Consider the following 17,337-nt stretch of genomic DNA (forward strand, 5'->3'; position numbering starts at 1 on the left):
GGTATCGTCGGTTCGGTCATGCCTTGCCCCGATCCCGCCCTGGAGCGCTCATGTCCGGCCAGTCCAGCCGCCGCACCGTACTGAAGGGTGCCGCCCTCGCCGGCGCCGCCGGGCTGGGAGTCGCCGCCTGCTCCACCGAGTCGAAGCTCGGCCACGCCGGGGTCCCGACCCCGACCGTGCCCGTCACCCTCGGTGCCCCGGACGAGGTCCCCGTCGGCGGTGCCAAGCTCTACCGCGAGCAGCGGGTCCTGGTGAGCTGCCCGGCCAAGGGCCAGTACAAGGCGTTCAGCGCCCAGTGCACCCACGCCGGCTGCGTCCTCGACAAGATCGAGGACAACGCGGGCAACTGCCCCTGCCACGGCAGCCGCTTCGACGTGACGACCGGCAAGGCGCTCAAGGGCCCGGCGACGGTCCCGCTCCCCGAGGTCCCCGTCCGCGTCGAGAACGGCAAGCTGGTCGCCGGCCCCGAGGCGTAAGCCGCACGAGGCACGCGCCCCAAGGCTCCGGCCCCGAGGCACGCGCCTCAAGGCTCCGACCCCGAGACGTAGGCCCGAGGCACGCGCCCCGGGGCACCGGCCCGAAGCGTAGGCGCCCGGGCCTCACGACCAGTCCCAGTCGATCCCCAGGATCCCCGGGCGCACCCCCTGCTCCACGACGTGCACGGTGCGGTGCCGGCCGCTCAGCGTCAGCTCCGCGCGGCCCCCGCGCGGCGCGCCCGCCGACGACTGGGCGAACCTCCGGCACCGCACCGGCAGCGCCGCCTCGTCGAAGCGCACCTGGAGCACGTACTGCCCGCCGGCGAAGCTGAAGCCGCGCACGTACTCCCCGCTCGGTCCCGCCGTACCGTCCTCGAAGCCGTACGAGAACAGATGCGTGTCCCCGGCCCGCAGCCGCGCGTCGAAGAGCAGCTCCGCGACCACCACTCCCGTCCCGGCGTGCCACCGCACCCGCCCGGTCCGGCAGTTCTCCACGGCCCGCACCTCCACCCGGGACGGATCACACCCCGGATCCCCGTGGTGGATGGCCAGATAGCGGTCGACCCCGTCCCGGTGCGCCCGCACGACGTGCTGCGACTCGCGCCCCACCAGCTCCCGCGCCGCCCCTATCCGCACCCGCTCGTGATGCCCCACCGTGTGCAGCCCGCCGTCCGCCGGGGACTCCAGCTCCGCGAGCAGCTCCTCGACCGAGCCGGACGCCTCCACCAGTGAGCGGTACGAGCGGCCCGCCGGGCGTTCCACGTCGGCCCGGCCCGCAGCGTCCCCCGACAGGAGCCGGAGGAGCGAGTTCCCCGGAAGCTGGAGCACCTCCTCCAGGGCGCGCACGGCCTTCAGGGACTCCGGCCGCTGCGGCCGCCGGGCGCCTTGCTGCCAGTAGCTCAGGCTCGTCACACCGACCCTGATGCCCCGGTGTGCCAGATGGTGCTGGACCCGCTGGAGCGGCAGCCCGCGCACGGCGAACGCGGTGCGCAGCGCCAGATGGAAGGGACCGGTGTGCAGCAGCTGCGCAAGATCGGCCTCGGTGTGGCTCACGAGGGCTCCTCAGTGAACGTTCACGGTGGGGGAGCGGACCGTCGCGCCGCGGGCGGTGGGCGGGCAGGTGGGCCAAGGGCGTCTGTTCACACCCGGGTCACACCGTTCACAGTCCGATGTCACCCCGCATTGAAGCGTGTTGACCCGCTCCCGACAACGGCCGATGCTCCTGACCAGCGTCCGGACGCGCTCCTCCACTCCCCACATCCCCACCCCCCTCCACGGGAGGAACGCGATGCGCAGCAGAAGACTGTCCCTCGCGGCACTCGCCGCAGCCGCCCTCTTCCTCGTCCCCACCACCTCGGCGTCCGCCGCGCCCGCCGGTGAGGACGTCGCCACCCTCGGCTACAAGCAGCTCGACATCACCATGCAGGCTCAGCAGAAGACCAACTGGTGCTGGGCGGCGGGCGGCAACACCATCGCCACCTGGTTCGGCCGCAACTACAGCCAGAACCAGTTCTGCAACGCCGCCTTCAACCGCCAGCAGGGCTACGACTGCCCCAACAACCAGGCCACCCTCGGCAACGTCCAGACCGGACTGAGCTGGGCCGGCATCAACCCCGGTTCGTACGTCACCGGATGGCTGCGCTACCCGACCGTGCAGACCGAGATCAACGCGAACAGGCCGATCGAGACCCGCATCCAGTGGTCGAGCGGCGGCGGCCACATGCACGTGATCTACGGCTACGACGACGCCAACAGCTGGGTCTACTGGGGCGATCCCTGGCCCTCCAGCGACCGCTACAACTGGGCCTCGCACTCCTGGTACGTCAACAACAACTCCTTCTCCTGGACCCACTCGCTCTACCGGATCGGGGCGTGACGACGATGAACGGACGTGCCATCGGCGCCGGTCTCCTGACCACCGCCGCCCTCGTCGCCCTCGGGGCGCTCCCGGCCGCCGCGGCCGAGACCCTGCCGTCCGCGCCGACCCCCGAACAGGCCGCCTCCGCGCCGCAGACCCTGGACACCCTGTCCCGGTTCTTCGCCCGGGACGGGGCGCTCGCCCGCTCGGCGGCCGCCCCGCGCGTCGAGGGCGGGTCCGTGCCGGTACGGATCCTCTCCCCGGACTTCGTCGCCGGGAAGGCGGGGGCGCCGGTCGCCCGCGTCGAGTTCCGGGCCAGCCGGGCCGTCGCCTCCGACGGCCAGAAGGCCTCGCTGTGGACGGTGAAGCAGCCGGGCGGCTGGCAGGTCGTGAACATCGCCACCGGCGACGACGAGATCCGGTACGCCGAGCAGGGCGGGCGCGTGCTGCCCGGCGGGCTCGTCTTCCGGGAGCCGCAGATCGACGCCTGGTACGTCCAGAAGGGCGCGAAGGTGCTGCCGCTGGACGAGGACGCGGTGCGGGCCGTCGGGAAGAACGGGACGAGTCTGGCCGCGTACCGGTCGCGGGTCGCCGAGGCGTACGGGGACAAGCTCCCGGGCTCGGCGTACGCGAAGAAGGGCGCGGCGGGCGGGTACGCACCGCAGGCGGACGCACCGGCGGCTCATGAGGGGCCCGCCGTCACGGTGGCCTCCACCGCGGCGGGCGCGGGCGCGGTCCTGGCGCTCGGCCTGATCGGCACGGCGGCGATACGCCGCCGGCGCGCCGCCCGGGAGTCCTGAGCCGCCACCCCACGGCCGACGGCGAGCGTTCCGCGGGGCGGAACGGGTGACCCCGCCGGGGCCTGCCCCTTCTCGGAGCAGGCCCCGGAGGGGTGTGGGTCAGTAGCTGTAGGCCGCGCCGTGAGTGGCGGCGATCTGGCCCGAGCTGTGGCCGTCGTGGATCTTCAGCGGGTTGCCGTCGACGTTCCGTACCTTCAGCGTCATCCGGATCTGGGTGCAGCCGCCGAGCTGTGCCTTCGTCAGGCGCAGGGTGTTGGCCGCCGTCTGGTGGTGCTTGGCGTTGGTGATGTTCCACACCGCGACCGGGCCCTTGATCGGGCCGCCGCACAGCGCTCCGTCGGCGTTCCTGGGCTGCGCCTCGACCCAGGTCTCGGCGCGGGTGGCGGTGTGGTCGGGGGTGCCGCCCGAGCAGATCGAGGAGCCGGCCATGCAGGTCGTCAGCTCCGCGTCCTGGTAGACGACGATGTCCTCGCCCGTCGGGGTGTTCGTGGAACCGAGGGTGGAGACGGTGGAGCCGCGGGCGACCGTGGTGCCGCTGCCGGCGAGCAGCGTCCAGCGGGACATCGAGGAGTGGATCTCCCTGGCCAGTTCGGCCCCGGCCGGCACACGCATGGTGACGGTCCGGCCGCCGGTGATGATCGAGGAGTACGAGAGGATCGACAGGCGGCAGGTGTAGCTGCCGTCCGCGGGCGCGATGAACATCCAGCGGAGCCCCGCGGTCAGCGAGGTCTCGTTCGGCGGCACCAGGTTCGCCGCCCAGAAGGCCCCGGCCTCCGTCCCGGCCGGCAGGGCCGTGCCGTCCGCGTTGCGGCAGCGGATGGCGAAGGTGTTGCCGATGTTGTCACCGGCCGCGAGCTCCGGGACCGGGCCCGTCGAGAAGGACCGGGACCGCAGGACCGACCGCTCGCCGGCGAGCGCGTCGAAGGCTATCTCCGTACCCGGCACGTCGAGGTACGTGTCGGCGTTGCGCGTCACCTGGTACTCGAAGGCCGTCGACGCGGCGGTGGCGGGTGCGGCGCCGAGCAGCGAGCCGCCCAGAGCGAGCGCGAGGAGGGCGCCCGCCGCCCGGCCCAGCCTCTTGATTCCGCCGAGATTCACGGTGTCCTACCCCCAGGGTGTTGTGTGCGACGAGTGATCGTCGCACACGCGCCGTGAGCGGCACCGAGGCCGGTGGCCGGTTCAACGGGCCAGGTAGCCGCCGTCCACCGGGAGGATCGCGCCCGTGATGAAGGACGCCTCGTCCGAGGCGAGGAAGAGGATCGCGGCGGCCACCTCCTCAGGGGTGCCGAAGCGGGCCATCGGGTGGGCGCCGAGTACCTCGGAGAGGTACTCCGGGCCGCCGGGCTCGTCGCGGGCGGCGGCGACCCGCTCCGTCTCGATCGTGCCCGGGGCCACCGCGTTCACCCGGATCCCGCGCTCCGCCCACTCCACCGCCAGGTGCTTCGTCAGCCCGCTCGCCACGAACTTCGCGGGGCCGTAGACGGCCTGCCGCGCCTGCCCGGCGACCCCCGAGATCGACGACGTGCACACGATCGCCCCGCCGCCCGAGACGAGCATCGCCTCGATCGCGTACTTGCAGGTCAGGAACATGCCCCGGCCGTCGACGGCCATCACCGTGTCGAAGTCCGCCGCCTCGGCCTCGGTGATGTCGAGCAGCGGGATGACGCCGGCGTTGGCCACCAGCACGTCGAGGCGCCCGTAGCGCTCCACCGCCGTGTCGATCATCCGCCGGGCGTCCTCCGCGACGGACACGTCGCCGGTCACGGGGACCGCTCCCTCCAGCGTCGCCAGCCGCTCCCCGTCGAGGTCCGCGGCCACCACGCGCGCCCCCTCGGAGAGGAACCGCTCCGCCGTCGCGCGGCCGATCCCGCTCGCCGCTCCCGTGATCACGCACACCCGGTCCGCCAGCCGCCCCGCGGCCCGTCCCGTCACCTGATTCGCCATGCTTCGCCAACGAGTGCGCGAGGCCGGAGTGTCGGTCCCCGCCAGTAGGGTGGGGAGCATGGCAGACCCCTCCAGCTACCGCCCCAAGCCGGGGCAGATCCCCGACTCGCCGGGGGTCTACAAATTCCGTGACGAGCACCGCAGGGTGATCTACGTGGGGAAGGCGAAGTCCCTGCGTCAGCGGCTGGCGAACTACTTCCAGCCGCTCGTGAGCCTGCACCCGCGCACGGCCACCATGGTGACCACCGCCGCCTCCGTGGAGTGGACCGTCGTCTCGACCGAGGTCGAGGCGCTCCAGCTGGAGTACTCCTGGATCAAGGAGTTCGACCCCCGGTTCAACGTCAAGTACCGGGACGACAAGAGCTATCCGTACCTCGCGGTCACGCTCAACGAGGAGTTCCCGCGCGTCCAGGTCCTGCGCGGCCACAAGAAGAAGGGCGTGCGCTACTTCGGGCCGTACGCGCACGCGTGGGCGATCCGCGAGACCGTCGACCTGATGCTGCGGGTCTTCCCCGTGCGGACGTGCTCGGCGGGCGTCTTCCGGAACGCGGCCTCGGCGGGCCGACCCTGCCTCCTCGGCTACATCGGCAAGTGCTCGGCCCCCTGCGTGGGCCGGGTCACGCCCAAGGAGCACCGCGAACTGGCCGATGAGTTCTGCGACTTCATGGCCGGCCGCACCGGCACGTACATCCGCCGCCTCGAGAAGCAGATGATGATCGCGGCCGAGGACATGGAGTACGAGAAGGCCGGCCGGCTCCGTGACGACATAGAGGCCCTGCGCCGGGCCATGGAGAAGAGCGCGGTCGTCCTCGCCGACGCCACCGACGCCGACCTGATCGCCCTCGCCGAGGACGAGCTGGAGGCCGCCGTCCAGATCTTCCACGTGCGCGGCGGGCGCGTGCGCGGCCAGCGCGGCTGGGTCACCGACAAGGTCGAGGCCGTCGACACGGCCGGGCTCGTCGAGCACGCGATCCAGCAGCTGTACGGGGAGGAGAGCGGCGACACCGTCCCCAAGGAGGTCCTGGTACCGGCGCTGCCGGAGGACACCGAGGCCGTCACCGCCTGGCTCGCCGGCCGACGCGGCTCCAACGTCTCGCTGCGGATCCCGCAGCGCGGCGACAAGAAGGACCTGATGGAGACGGTCGCGCGGAACGCGCAGCAGGCGCTCGTCCTGCACAAGACCAAGCGCGCCAGCGACCTGACCACCCGCTCCCGGGCCCTGGAGGAGATCGCCGAGGCCCTGGACCTGGACTCGGCGCCGCTGCGGATCGAGTGCTTCGACATCTCGCACCTCCAGGGCGAGGACGTCGTGGCCTCGATGGTCGTCTTCGAGGACGGGCTGCCCCGCAAGAGCGAGTACCGCCGCTTCCAGATCAAGGGCTTCGAGGGCCAGGACGACGTCCGCTCGATGCACGAGGTGATCAGCCGGCGCTTCAAGCGCTACCTCGCCGAGAAGGAGAAGACCGGCGAGTGGGTCGACGGGGACCTGCTGGAGGGCGAGGTTCCCGCGCAGACCCCCGGTGAGGACGACGGGCGGCCCAAGCGCTTCGCGTACCCGCCGCAGCTCGTCGTGGTCGACGGCGGGCAGCCGCAGGTCGCCGCCGCCCGGCGCGCGCTCGACGAGCTCGGCATCGACGACATCGCGGTGTGCGGGCTCGCCAAGCGCCTGGAGGAGGTCTGGCTCCCCGGCGACGACGACCCGGTGGTGCTGCCCCGCTCCAGCGAGGGCCTCTACCTGCTCCAGCGGGTGCGTGACACGGCTCACGACTTCGCCATCCGCTACCAGCGCTCCAAGCGGACGAAACGCATCCGGACCAGCCCCCTCGACGCCGTCCCGGGGCTCGGCGAGACGCGGAAACAGGCGTTGATCAAGCATTTCGGCTCGGTGAAGCGGCTCCGGCAGGCGACAATCGAGCAGATCTGCGAGGTCCCCGGCATGGGCCGGAAGACCGCGGAGTCGGTGGTCGTGGCCCTCGCCCAGGCGGCCCCGGCCGCACCCGCCGTGAACACGGCGACAGGAGAGATCATGGAAGACGACGGGGGCGGCACGGCATGACCACGCACGAGCAGCACGACGAGCACGACCGAGAAGACGGAGCAGGACACGTGAGTACGGGCACGAAGGAGACCCCCGGCGACAACGGCGCCGAGGCGGCCATTCCCGAACTGGTGATCATCTCCGGCATGTCCGGAGCAGGCCGTTCCACCGCGGCGAAGTGTCTCGAGGACCTGGGCTGGTTCGTCGTGGACAACCTGCCGCCCGCGCTGATCCCCACCATGGTGGAGCTCGGCGCCCGCTCCCAGGGCAACGTCGCCCGGATCGCCGTCGTCGTGGACGTCCGCGGCCGGCAGTTCTTCGACAACCTCCGGGACTCCCTCGCCGACCTCGACTCCAAGCAGGTCACCCGCCGGATCGTCTTCCTCGAGTCCTCCGACGACGCCCTGGTCCGGCGCTTCGAGTCGGTCCGCAGGCCGCACCCCCTCCAGGGCGACGGCCGGATCACCGACGGCATCGCCGCCGAGCGCGACCTGCTGCGCGAGCTGCGCGGCGACGCCGACCTGGTGATCGACACCTCCAGCCTCAACGTCCACGAGCTGCGCGCCAAGATGGACGCCCAGTTCGCCGGGGACGAGGAGCCCGAGCTCCGCGCCACCGTCATGTCCTTCGGCTTCAAGTACGGCCTGCCCGTCGACGCCGACCTCGTCGTCGACATGCGCTTCCTGCCGAACCCGCACTGGGTCCCCGAGCTGCGCCCCTTCACCGGCCTCAACGAGGAGGTGTCGAACTACGTCTACAACCAGCCCGGCGCCAAGGAGTTCCTGGACCGCTACACGGAGCTCCTCCAGCTGATCGCCGCGGGCTACCGCCGCGAGGGCAAGCGGTACGTGACCATCGCCGTGGGCTGCACGGGCGGCAAGCACCGCTCCGTCGCCACCGCCGAGAGGCTCGCCGCCCGCATCGCCGCCGAAGGGGTCGAGACCGTCGTCGTGCACCGGGACATGGGGCGCGAGTGAAGCCGTACCGTCGACGCGTCTCCACGCTGACGGCGCGACGCTCGCTCCGCAGACGCGGCGCCCAGCCCAAGGTCGTCGCGCTGGGCGGCGGCATGGGCCTGTCGGCCTCCCTGGCCGCCCTCCGCCGGATCACCGGCGACCTGACCGCCGTCGTCACCGTCGCCGACGACGGGGGCTCCAGCGGCCGGCTCCGGGAGGAGCTCGGCGTGCTGCCCCCGGGCGACCTGCGCAAGGCGCTCGCCGCGCTCTGCGGGGACGACGACTGGGGCCAGACCTGGGCCCGGGTGATCCAGCACCGCTTCCAGTCCAAGGGCGAGATGCACGGCCACGCCGTCGGCAATCTGCTGATCGTCGCCCTCTGGGAGCAGCTCGGCGACCCCGTCCAGGCCCTGGACCTGGTGGGCAGGCTGCTCGGCGCCCAGGGCCGCGTGCTGCCCATGTCCGCCGTACCCCTGGAGCTCCAGGCCCTGGTCAAGGGCCACGACCCGGAGCGGCCGGACGACGTGGACACCGTGCGCGGCCAGGCGACGGTGGCCCTCACCCCCGGTGAGGTGCAGTCCGTGCACCTCGTGCCGCACGACCCGCCGGCCGTGCCCGAGGCGGTCGCGGCCGTGCTCGACGCGGACTGGGTGGTCGTGGGTCCGGGCTCCTGGTTCTCCTCGGTGATCCCGCACCTTCTGGTCCCCGAGATCCTCGACGCGCTCGTCGAGACGAAGGCCCGGAAGGTGCTCTCGCTGAACCTCGCTCCGCAGCCCGGAGAAACCGAGGGCTTCTCTCCGCAGCGTCATTTGGAGGTTTTGGGACGACACGCCCCTAAACTCGCCCTGGACGTGGTGCTCGCCGACGAGGCAGCCGTGCCCGATCGCGAGTCCCTCGCCGATGCCGCCAAGCGGCTCGGCGCCGCGGTCGAGCTGGCGCCGGTGGCCGGGCCCGACGGCTCCGCGAAGCATGACCCGGAGCTGTTGGCCGCCGCGTACGACCGTATTTTTCGGATGCATGGAAGGATCGGCCCATGGCGATGACGGCAGCGGTGAAGGACGAGATCTCCCGGCTTCCCGTCACCCGGACCTGCTGCAGGAAGGCAGAGGTCTCGTCGATCCTGCGGTTCGCGGGCGGGCTGCACCTGGTGAGCGGCCGCATCGTGATCGAGGCGGAGCTGGACACGGCGATGGCGGCGCGCCGCCTGAAGCGGGACATTCTGGAGATCTTCGGACACAGTTCCGAACTGATCGTGATGGCCCCCGGCGGGCTGCGGCGCGGCTCGCGCTTCGTGGTGCGGGTGGTCGCGGGCGGCGACCAGCTCGCCCGCCAGACGGGCCTCGTGGACGGCAGGGGCCGCCCCATCCGGGGTCTGCCCCCGCAGGTGGTCTCCGGCGCGACCTGTGACGCGGAGGCGGCCTGGCGCGGCGCGTTCCTCGCCCACGGCTCGCTGACCGAGCCCGGCCGGTCCTCCTCCCTGGAGGTCACCTGCCCGGGACCGGAGGCGGCGCTCGCCCTGGTCGGCGCGGCCCGCCGGCTCTCCATCGCGGCGAAGGCCCGCGAGGTGCGGGGCGTGGACCGGGTCGTCGTCCGCGACGGCGACGCGATCGGCGCCCTGCTGACCCGGCTCGGCGCGCACGAGTCGGTGCTGGCCTGGGAGGAGCGGCGGATGCGGCGCGAGGTCCGCGCCACGGCCAACCGCCTGGCCAACTTCGACGACGCCAACCTGCGCCGCTCGGCGCGTGCCGCGGTCGCCGCGGGAGCCCGGGTGCAGCGCGCCCTGGAGATCCTCGCCGAGGAGGTGCCCGAGCACCTCGCCGCCGCGGGCCGGCTCCGCATGGAGCACAAGCAGGCCTCCCTGGAGGAGCTGGGCGCGCTGGCCGACCCGCCGCTCACCAAGGACGCGGTGGCCGGGCGGATCCGCCGGCTGCTCGCGATGGCCGACAAGCGGGCGCAGGACCTGGGCATTCCCGGGACCGAGTCCAACCTGACCGAGGAGCTCGACGACAGCCTCGTCGGCTGACCGGTTCCGTTCCTGTACGGAATCCCGAACTCCACGCTGCCGGTGCCTTTCTGAGGCACCGGCAGCTTTGTCGTTCCCCCGCGAGGCACCCTTGACAGGCCCATGGACGCCCATGAGCCTGGCGTCTGTTCATCTACGTGGCAGGCAACAGCAAGGGGGGCTCATGAGACGCAGAGCGAGATCGATCCTCGCCGCGGCTTCACTGCTGATCGCGGGAGTGGCGGCGGCACCCGTCGCCGGAGCACAGCCGAACGACCGGGACGGCGGCGACGCCCTCTCCGTATGGCGCGCCAAGGTCACCCAGGAGCAGGTTCCGCTGCTCCTCGAAGCCGGCGCCGACGCCCACGAGATGACCGAGCAGGTGCCCGCCAAGGGCTCCGCGACGGTCGAGCTCTTCCTCACCGACCGGCAGGCGGGGCAGCTGCGCGGCCAGGGCGTCGAGCTCGCCGAGCACACCCTGACCGAGCGGGCCGAGCAGCGGAACGCCGCCGCCGGAGACGGCGTCTTCCGCCCGTACAGCGGTCCGAACGGCCTCAAGCAGGAGATCCTCGACACGGCCAGGGCCAACCCCGGCATCACCAAGGTCGTCTCGATCGGCAAGACCCTCAAGGGCCAGGACATCCTCGCCCTCAAGGTCAGCAAGGGCGCGGCGCGCGTCAAGGACGGCTCGAAGCCCGCCACGCTCTACCTCTCCAACCAGCACGCACGCGAGTGGATCACCCCGGAGATGACCCGGCGGCTGCTCCACCACTACCTCGACGGGTACGGCAAGGACGAGCGGATCACCCGGATCGTCGACTCCACCGAGCTGTGGTTCGTGCTCTCCGCCAACCCGGACGGCTACGACTTCACCCACGCCGACCCCGAGAACCGGCAGTGGCGCAAGAACCTCCGCGACAACGACGGGGACGGGCGGATCGCCTCGGGCGACGGCGTCGACCTCAACCGGAACTTCGCCTACAAGTGGGGCTACGACAACGAGGGTTCGTCCCCCGACCCGGCCGACGAGACCTTCCGCGGCACCGGCCCCATGTCGGAGCCCGAGACCAAGGCCCTCGACGCCTTCCAGAAGCGGATCGGCTTCTCGTACGGCATCAACTACCACTCGGCCGCCCAGCTCCTGCTGTACGGCGTCGGCTGGCAGGTCGCCACCGACACCCCCGACGACGTGGCCCTCAAGTCCCTCGCCGGCACCCCGCAGAAGTCGGCCGTGCCCGGCTACCGGCCGCAGGTCTCCTCGGAGCTGTACATCACCAACGGCGAGGCGGACGGACACGCCGCCAACGTCAACGGGATGCAGATGTTCACCCCGGAGATGTCGACCTGCGCCACCGCCTCCCGGGTCGACCCGAACGACGCCTGGAACCCGGCCGACTGCGCCTCCGTCTTCACCTTCCCGGACGACGAGAAGCTGATCCAGGCCGAGTTCGCCAAGAACATCCCCTTCGCGCTCGCCGTCGCCGAGAGCGCCGCCCGCCCGGACAAGCCCGTCTCCCCGGTCGGCACGGAGGCCCCCGACTTCACCCCGGCCGCCTTCACCACGTCCTACGCCCGCGGCGGGGACCAGGAGGTCGCCGTCACCGCGCGCAAGTCCCTGCGCGACAAGACGCTGACCTACCGGATCAACGGCGGCCGCACCCACCGCGAGGAGCTCGACGCCTGGAAGGGCGGCGAGACCTACGGCGGCGAGGACAACCTCTACTTCGACGAGTACCGCGCCGAGGTCGAGGGCGCCGGGCCCGGCGACTCCGTCGAGGTCCGGTTCACCGCCCGCACCCGCGAGGGCAAGGCCACCGCCTCCGCCCCCTTCACCTACAAGGTGGCCGAGCGGCCCCGCGGCGACGTGCTCGTCCTCGCCGACGAGGGCGGCACCACCGCGGCGAAGCACACCGCCGCCTACGTGAAGGCGCTCGCCGACAACGGCCGCAAGGCCGCCGTCTGGGACGTCGCCACCCAGGGCACCCCGGACGCCCTCGGCGTCCTCTCCCACTTCCGCACCGTCGTCTGGTACACCGGCGCCGAGCGGCCCTCCGGGCCCACCCAGCTCGCCGTCCGCGCCTACCTCAACGAGGGCGGCAAGCTGATCAACGCCGGCGAGAAGTCCGGCGGGCTCACCGTGGTCGGCCGGGCCGAGACCAACGACTTCGCCCAGTACTACCTCGGCGCCTACCACCGGGCCGGCCTCGGGCAGCCGCCCGCCTTCGCCGGCACCGGAGCCTTCGCCGGAGTCGGCGCGAGCCTCGGCGCCGCCGCCGACAACCCGCTGGACAACGCCGGCGCGTACACCGTCACCTCGGACACCCTGAAGCCGAAGGAGTTCCCGCAGTTCGCCGACAGCGCCTCCGCCGGTGACTACCCGGGCGTCCGCACCCCCTTCGAGCCCGCCGAGGGCGCGACCTTCGCGGCCGTCAAGCACGCCGACGGCACCTGGGCCCGGCTCGCCAGGACCGTCGACCTCACCGGCGTCGTCGCCGCGTCGAAGCCCCGCCTGGACTTCCAGATCAGCTACGACACCGAGCCCGGCTACGACAACGTCGTCGTCGAGGCCCACACCGTCGGCCAGGACGACTGGACGACCCTGCCCGACACCAACGGCGGCACCTCCACCGAGCCCCCGGCCGACTGCGGCGAGGGCTACTACGTCCGCGACCACCCCTTCCTCGCCCGCTACCTCACCGTCGGCGAGGACGGCTGCGCGTCGACCGGCACCACCGGCTCCTGGAACGCCTTCACCGGCCCCTCCAACGGCTGGCGGCAGGCCTCCGTCGACCTGAGCGCCTGGGCGGGCAAGCAGGTCGAGCTCTCGATCTCGTACGTCTCCGACCCCGGTACGGGAGAGACGGGCGCCTTCGTCGACGACACCCGGCTCGTCACCGGCACCACCACGGAGGCGGAGGGCTTCGAGGCCGGCCTCGGCGCCTGGTCCGTACCCGGCGCACCGGACGGCAGCCCCGGCAACGGCTCGGACTGGACGCGCTCCGCGGCGCTCTTCCACTCCCAGGCCGCGGTCACCACCCGTGACACCGTCCTCCTCGGCTACGGCCTGGAGCACGTGACCGGTGCGGCCGAGCGGGGACGGCTCGTCGGCCGCGCCCTGGCGGTGCTCCGTCGCTGACGGAGAGTAGTGGGGACAAAGGTCCCACGACGGCCCGTACCCGTTGGTAGGTACGGGCCGTCGGCCGTTTTTCCTCACTTTCCGGGCTCGTGCGGTTGCGCGCGATGTCACTCCCAGGGCCCTGGAGAGGTAGGGTCGTAAGCGGTCGGGGACATCCCTAAAAACAAAAATCTCGCCGGCGTCGAGCACACCGGCGTACCTAACGAGGAGATCGGTTCGTGACGATCCGCGTAGGCATCAACGGCTTTGGCCGCATCGGCCGGAACTACTTCCGCGCGCTCCTTGATCAGGGTGCTGACATCGAGATCGTGGCCGTCAACGACCTGGGTGACACCGCGACCACCGCGCACCTCCTGAAGTACGACACCATCCTGGGACGCCTCAAGGCCGAGGTCACCCACACCGCCGACACCATCACCGTCGACGGCCGCACCATCAAGGTGCTCTCCGAGCGCAACCCGGCCGACATCCCCTGGGGCGACCTCGGCGTCGACATCGTCATCGAGTCGACCGGCATCTTCACCAAGAAGGCCGACGCCGAGAAGCACATCGCCGGCGGCGCCAAGAAGGTCCTCATCTCGGCTCCGGCCACCGACGAGGACATCACCATCGTCATGGGCGTCAACCAGGACAAGTACGACCCGGCGCAGCACAACGTCATCTCGAACGCGTCCTGCACCACCAACTGTGTCGCGCCGATGGCGAAGGTTCTCGACGAGAACTTCGGCATCGTCAAGGGCCTGATGACCACGGTCCACGCGTACACCAACGACCAGCGCATCCTGGACTTCCCGCACAAGGACCTGCGCCGCGCCCGCGCCGCCGCGGAGAACATCATCCCGACCACGACGGGTGCCGCCAAGGCCACCGCCCTGGTCCTCCCGCAGCTCAAGGGCAAGCTCGACGGCATCGCCATGCGCGTCCCGGTCCCGACCGGTTCCGCCACCGACCTGGTCGTCACCCTGGACCGCGAGGTCACCAAGGACGAGGTCAACGCCGCGTTCAAGAAGGCCGCCGACGACGGCGACCTCAAGGGCATCCTGTACTACACCGAGGACCCGATCGTGTCCTCGGACATCGTGAGCGACCCGGCCTCCTGCACCTTCGACGCCTCCCTGACCATGGTCCAGGAAGGCAACACGGTGAAGATCCTGGGTTGGTACGACAACGAGTGGGGCTACTCCAACCGTCTCGTCGACCTCACCGTCTTCGTCGGCGGCCAGCTCTAAACTTCAGGGCAGGCTTTCGATGTGAGCAGGGCTCGGGCAGCGCAACGCCGCGCTGTGCGAGCCCTGTCTCGTGTGCTCCACCGCGTACCAAGGAGTCTGTGACAGATGAAGACGATCGACGAGCTTCTCGCCGAAGGCGTCTCCGGCAAGCGGGTGTTCGTCCGCGCCGACCTCAACGTGCCCCTCGACGGCACGACCATCACCGACGACGGCCGCATCCGCGCCGTCGTCCCCACGGTGAAGGCGCTGGCCGATGCCGGCGCCCGCGTCGTGGTCGCCTCGCACCTGGGCCGCCCGAAGGGCGCCCCGGACCCGGCGTTCTCCCTCGCCCCGGCCGCCGCTCGCCTCGGCGAGCTGCTCGGCGCCGAGGTGGCCTTCGCGACCGACACGGTCGGCGAGTCCGCCACGGCCACCGTCGCCGGCCTCGCCGACGGCCGGGTCGCCGTGATCGAGAACCTCCGGTTCAACGCCGGCGAGACCTCGAAGGACGACGCCGAGCGCGGCGCCTTCGCGGACCGGCTGGCCGCGCTCGCCGACGTGTACGTCGGCGACGGCTTCGGCGCCGTGCACCGCAAGCACGCCTCGGTCTACGACCTGCCGGCGCGCCTCCCGCACGCCGCGGGCTACCTCATCGCCACCGAGGTCGGCGTCCTGAGGAAGCTCACGGACGACGTTCGGCGGCCGTACGTGGTCGCGCTCGGCGGTGCCAAGGTCTCCGACAAGCTCGGGGTCATCGACCACCTGCTGGAGAAGGCCGACCGCATCCTCATCGGCGGCGGCATGGCGTACACCTTCCTCAAGGCCCAGGGCCACGAGGTCGGCATCTCGCTGCTCCAGGAGGACCAGGTCCCGGCGGTTCAGGACTACCTGAAGCGCGCCGAGGAGCGCGGCGTGGAGTTCGTCCTCCCCGTCGACGTCCTGGTCTCGGCCGAGTTCCCCGACCTGAAGACCAAGGCTCCGGCCCACCCGACCACGGTCGCCGCGAACGCCATCCCGGCGAACGAGGAGGGCCTGGACATCGGTCCGGAGACCCGTAAGCTCTACGCCTCGAAGCTCGCCGACGCGGCCACCGTCTTCTGGAACGGTCCGATGGGCGTCTTCGAGCACCCCGACTACGCCGAGGGCACCAAGGCCGTCGCCCAGGCGCTCGTCGACTCCCCGGCCTTCACGGTGGTGGGTGGTGGCGACTCCGCCGCCGCCGTCCGCATCCTGGGCTTCGACGAGAAGGCATTCGGCCACATTTCGACCGGCGGCGGCGCCTCCCTCGAGTACCTCGAGGGCAAGACGCTTCCCGGCCTCGCCGCACTGGAGGACTGACCCCTTTATGAGCACCCGCACCCCGCTGATGGCGGGCAACTGGAAGATGAACCTCAACCACCTTGAGGCCATCGCCCACGTCCAGAAGCTGGCCTTCGCCCTGACCGACAAGGACTACGACGCCTGTGAGGTCGCGGTCCTGGTCCCCTTCACCGACCTGCGGTCCGTCCAGACCCTGGTCGACGGCGACAAGCTGAAGATCAAGTACGGCGCCCAGGACCTCTCGGCGCACGACTCCGGTGCCTACACCGGTGAGATCTCGGGCTCGATGCTGGCCAAGTTCAAGTGCGCCTACGTGGCCGTCGGCCACTCCGAGCGCCGCCAGTACCACGCCGAGAACGACGAGGTCTGCAACGCGAAGGTGAAGGCCGCCTTCAAGCACGGCGTGACCCCGATCCTCTGCGTCGGCGAGGGCCTCGACATCCGCAAGGCCGGTCAGCAGGTCGAGTACACGCTCGCCCAGCTCGACGGCGGCCTGAAGGACGTCCCGGCCGAGCAGGCCGAGACCATCGTGATCGCGTACGAGCCGGTGTGGGCCATCGGCACGGGCGAGGTCGCCACCCCCGAGGACGCGCAGGAGGTCTGCGGGGCGATCCGCGGCCGTCTCGCGGAGCTGTACTCGCAGGAGCTGGCCGACAAGGTCCGCATCCAGTACGGCGGCTCGGTCAAGTCCGGCAACGTGGCCGCGATCATGGCGCAGCCGGACGTCGACGGCGCCCTCGTGGGCGGTGCGGCGCTGGACGCCGACGAGTTCGTCAAGATCGTGCGCTTCCGCGACCAGTGAGTATGCGGTAGCGGAGTTACGTCGTACCCTTGCGGGGGTCGGGCAGGTGCCCGGCCCCCGTCCGTATAAGTCCGAGGAAGTTGGTCCAGCCGTGGTTATGGGGTTCTCGATCGCCCTGCTCGTCTTCAGCGGGCTGCTGATGCTGCTCGTACTGATGCACAAGGGAAAGGGCGGCGGTCTCTCCGACATGTTCGGTGGCGGCATGCAGTCGTCCGTCGGCGGCTCCTCGGTCGCCGAGCGCAACCTGGACCGGATCACGGTTGTGGTCGGTCTGCTCTGGTTCGCCTGCATTGTGGTACTTGGTCTGCTGATGAAGTTGGACGGGTAACTCCAATCACTGGACGCGCGTTGGGCCTTACGTAGACTGGGGCATCTTCGAGCACCATCACGCAGGGAGTTACGACCGTGGCAAGTGGCAACGCGATCCGGGGAAGCCGGGTCGGCGCGGGGCCGATGGGCGAGGCCGAGCGGGGCGAATCGGCGCCGCGAGCCCGCATCTCCTTCTGGTGCTCGAACGGGCACGAGACGCAGCCGAGCTTCGCGAGCGACGCGGCGATCCCGGAGACCTGGGACTGCCCCCGGTGCGGCTTCCCGGCCGGTCAGGACCGGGACAACCCGCCGGACCCGCCGCGCACGGAGCCGTACAAGACCCACCTCGCCTATGTGCGGGAGCGGCGCAGCGACGCCGACGGCGAGGCGATCCTCGCCGAGGCGCTGGCCAAACTGCGCGGCGAGATCTGAGCGTGGTGTGACGGTGTGACGAACGGGCCTTGTCCGCGAACCGAGTTCGCGGACAA

At 71.4% G+C, this 17,337-nt stretch carries 16 protein-coding genes; 13 read left to right on the forward strand and 3 right to left on the reverse strand.

Annotation, left to right across the window (positions count from 1 at the left end; genetic code table 11):
- Positions 1–50: 50 nt before the first annotated feature.
- Complete coding sequence (locus ASC82_RS12685) at positions 51–476, forward strand: Rieske (2Fe-2S) protein (RefSeq protein WP_056645959.1); 426 nt, start codon at positions 51–53, stop codon at positions 474–476.
- 123 nt (positions 477–599) lie between these two features.
- Here ASC82_RS12685 and ASC82_RS12690 read toward each other — a convergent pair whose 3' ends face one another.
- Entirely contained in the window at positions 600–1,529 is a 930-nt protein-coding gene (locus ASC82_RS12690) for a hypothetical protein (protein ID WP_056645962.1), read from the reverse strand.
- A 235-nt stretch (positions 1,530–1,764) separates the two neighbouring features.
- Between ASC82_RS12690 and ASC82_RS12695 the strand changes: the two genes are divergently transcribed.
- Positions 1,765–2,352, forward strand: coding sequence for a papain-like cysteine protease family protein (locus tag ASC82_RS12695; protein WP_056646387.1), 588 nt, complete (start codon positions 1,765–1,767; stop codon positions 2,350–2,352).
- Positions 2,353–2,357: 5 nt separating this feature from the next.
- A complete protein-coding gene (locus ASC82_RS12700; protein ID WP_056646390.1) occupies positions 2,358–3,134 on the forward strand; it encodes a hypothetical protein in 777 nt (258 codons plus the stop codon).
- A 99-nt stretch (positions 3,135–3,233) separates the two neighbouring features.
- Here the strand turns inward: ASC82_RS12700 and ASC82_RS12705 are convergent, their stop codons facing one another.
- Positions 3,234–4,232 (reverse strand): hypothetical protein, encoded by a 999-nt coding sequence (locus ASC82_RS12705; RefSeq protein WP_199862520.1) that lies wholly within the window; start codon positions 4,230–4,232, stop codon positions 3,234–3,236.
- A gap of 81 nt (positions 4,233–4,313) precedes the next feature.
- Complete coding sequence (locus tag ASC82_RS12710) at positions 4,314–5,078, reverse strand: SDR family NAD(P)-dependent oxidoreductase (protein ID WP_056645964.1); 765 nt, start codon at positions 5,076–5,078, stop codon at positions 4,314–4,316.
- 58 nt (positions 5,079–5,136) lie between these two features.
- Here ASC82_RS12710 and uvrC point away from each other — a divergent pair, with 58 nt between their 5' ends.
- The 10 genes from uvrC (at position 5,137) to ASC82_RS12760 (ending at position 17,281) form a co-directional block, all read left to right on the forward strand.
- Positions 5,137–7,134 carry an excinuclease ABC subunit UvrC gene (gene uvrC / locus ASC82_RS12715; RefSeq protein ID WP_056645967.1) on the forward strand — a complete coding sequence of 666 codons (1,998 nt, stop codon included), beginning with the start codon at positions 5,137–5,139 and terminating at the stop codon, positions 7,132–7,134.
- A complete protein-coding gene (gene rapZ / locus ASC82_RS12720) occupies positions 7,131–8,093 on the forward strand; it encodes an RNase adapter RapZ (protein ID WP_024758021.1) in 963 nt (320 codons plus the stop codon). The genes uvrC and rapZ overlap by 4 nt, the downstream gene beginning before the upstream one ends.
- A complete protein-coding gene (gene yvcK, locus ASC82_RS12725) occupies positions 8,090–9,115 on the forward strand; it encodes a uridine diphosphate-N-acetylglucosamine-binding protein YvcK (protein WP_056645968.1) in 1,026 nt (341 codons plus the stop codon). The genes rapZ and yvcK overlap by 4 nt, the downstream gene beginning before the upstream one ends.
- A complete protein-coding gene (whiA, locus tag ASC82_RS12730; RefSeq protein ID WP_017238652.1) occupies positions 9,106–10,095 on the forward strand; it encodes a DNA-binding protein WhiA in 990 nt (329 codons plus the stop codon). Before yvcK ends, whiA begins: the two co-directional genes overlap by 10 nt.
- A gap of 163 nt (positions 10,096–10,258) precedes the next feature.
- Entirely contained in the window at positions 10,259–13,210 is a 2,952-nt protein-coding gene (locus tag ASC82_RS12735; protein ID WP_056645971.1) for a M14 family metallopeptidase, read from the forward strand.
- A 218-nt stretch (positions 13,211–13,428) separates the two neighbouring features.
- Complete coding sequence (gap, locus tag ASC82_RS12740; RefSeq protein WP_056645973.1) at positions 13,429–14,439, forward strand: type I glyceraldehyde-3-phosphate dehydrogenase; 1,011 nt, start codon at positions 13,429–13,431, stop codon at positions 14,437–14,439.
- A 105-nt stretch (positions 14,440–14,544) separates the two neighbouring features.
- Positions 14,545–15,756, forward strand: a complete 1,212-nt coding sequence (locus ASC82_RS12745) for a phosphoglycerate kinase (RefSeq protein WP_056645976.1) — start codon at positions 14,545–14,547, stop codon at positions 15,754–15,756.
- A 7-nt stretch (positions 15,757–15,763) separates the two neighbouring features.
- Positions 15,764–16,540: a triose-phosphate isomerase gene (tpiA, locus tag ASC82_RS12750; RefSeq protein WP_056645979.1), complete on the forward strand. Its 777-nt coding sequence runs from the start codon at positions 15,764–15,766 to the stop codon at positions 16,538–16,540.
- 97 nt (positions 16,541–16,637) lie between these two features.
- The gene (secG, locus tag ASC82_RS12755; protein ID WP_024758014.1) at positions 16,638–16,868 is read left to right on the forward strand and encodes a preprotein translocase subunit SecG; all 231 of its coding nucleotides are present in this window, start codon (positions 16,638–16,640) and stop codon (positions 16,866–16,868) included.
- Positions 16,869–16,945: 77 nt separating this feature from the next.
- A complete protein-coding gene (locus tag ASC82_RS12760) occupies positions 16,946–17,281 on the forward strand; it encodes an RNA polymerase-binding protein RbpA (RefSeq protein WP_071891222.1) in 336 nt (111 codons plus the stop codon).
- Positions 17,282–17,337: the final 56 nt, after the last annotated feature.

This window comes from Streptomyces sp. Root431, from assembly GCF_001426585.1.
Taxonomy (GTDB): domain Bacteria; phylum Actinomycetota; class Actinomycetes; order Streptomycetales; family Streptomycetaceae; genus Streptomyces; species Streptomyces stackebrandtii.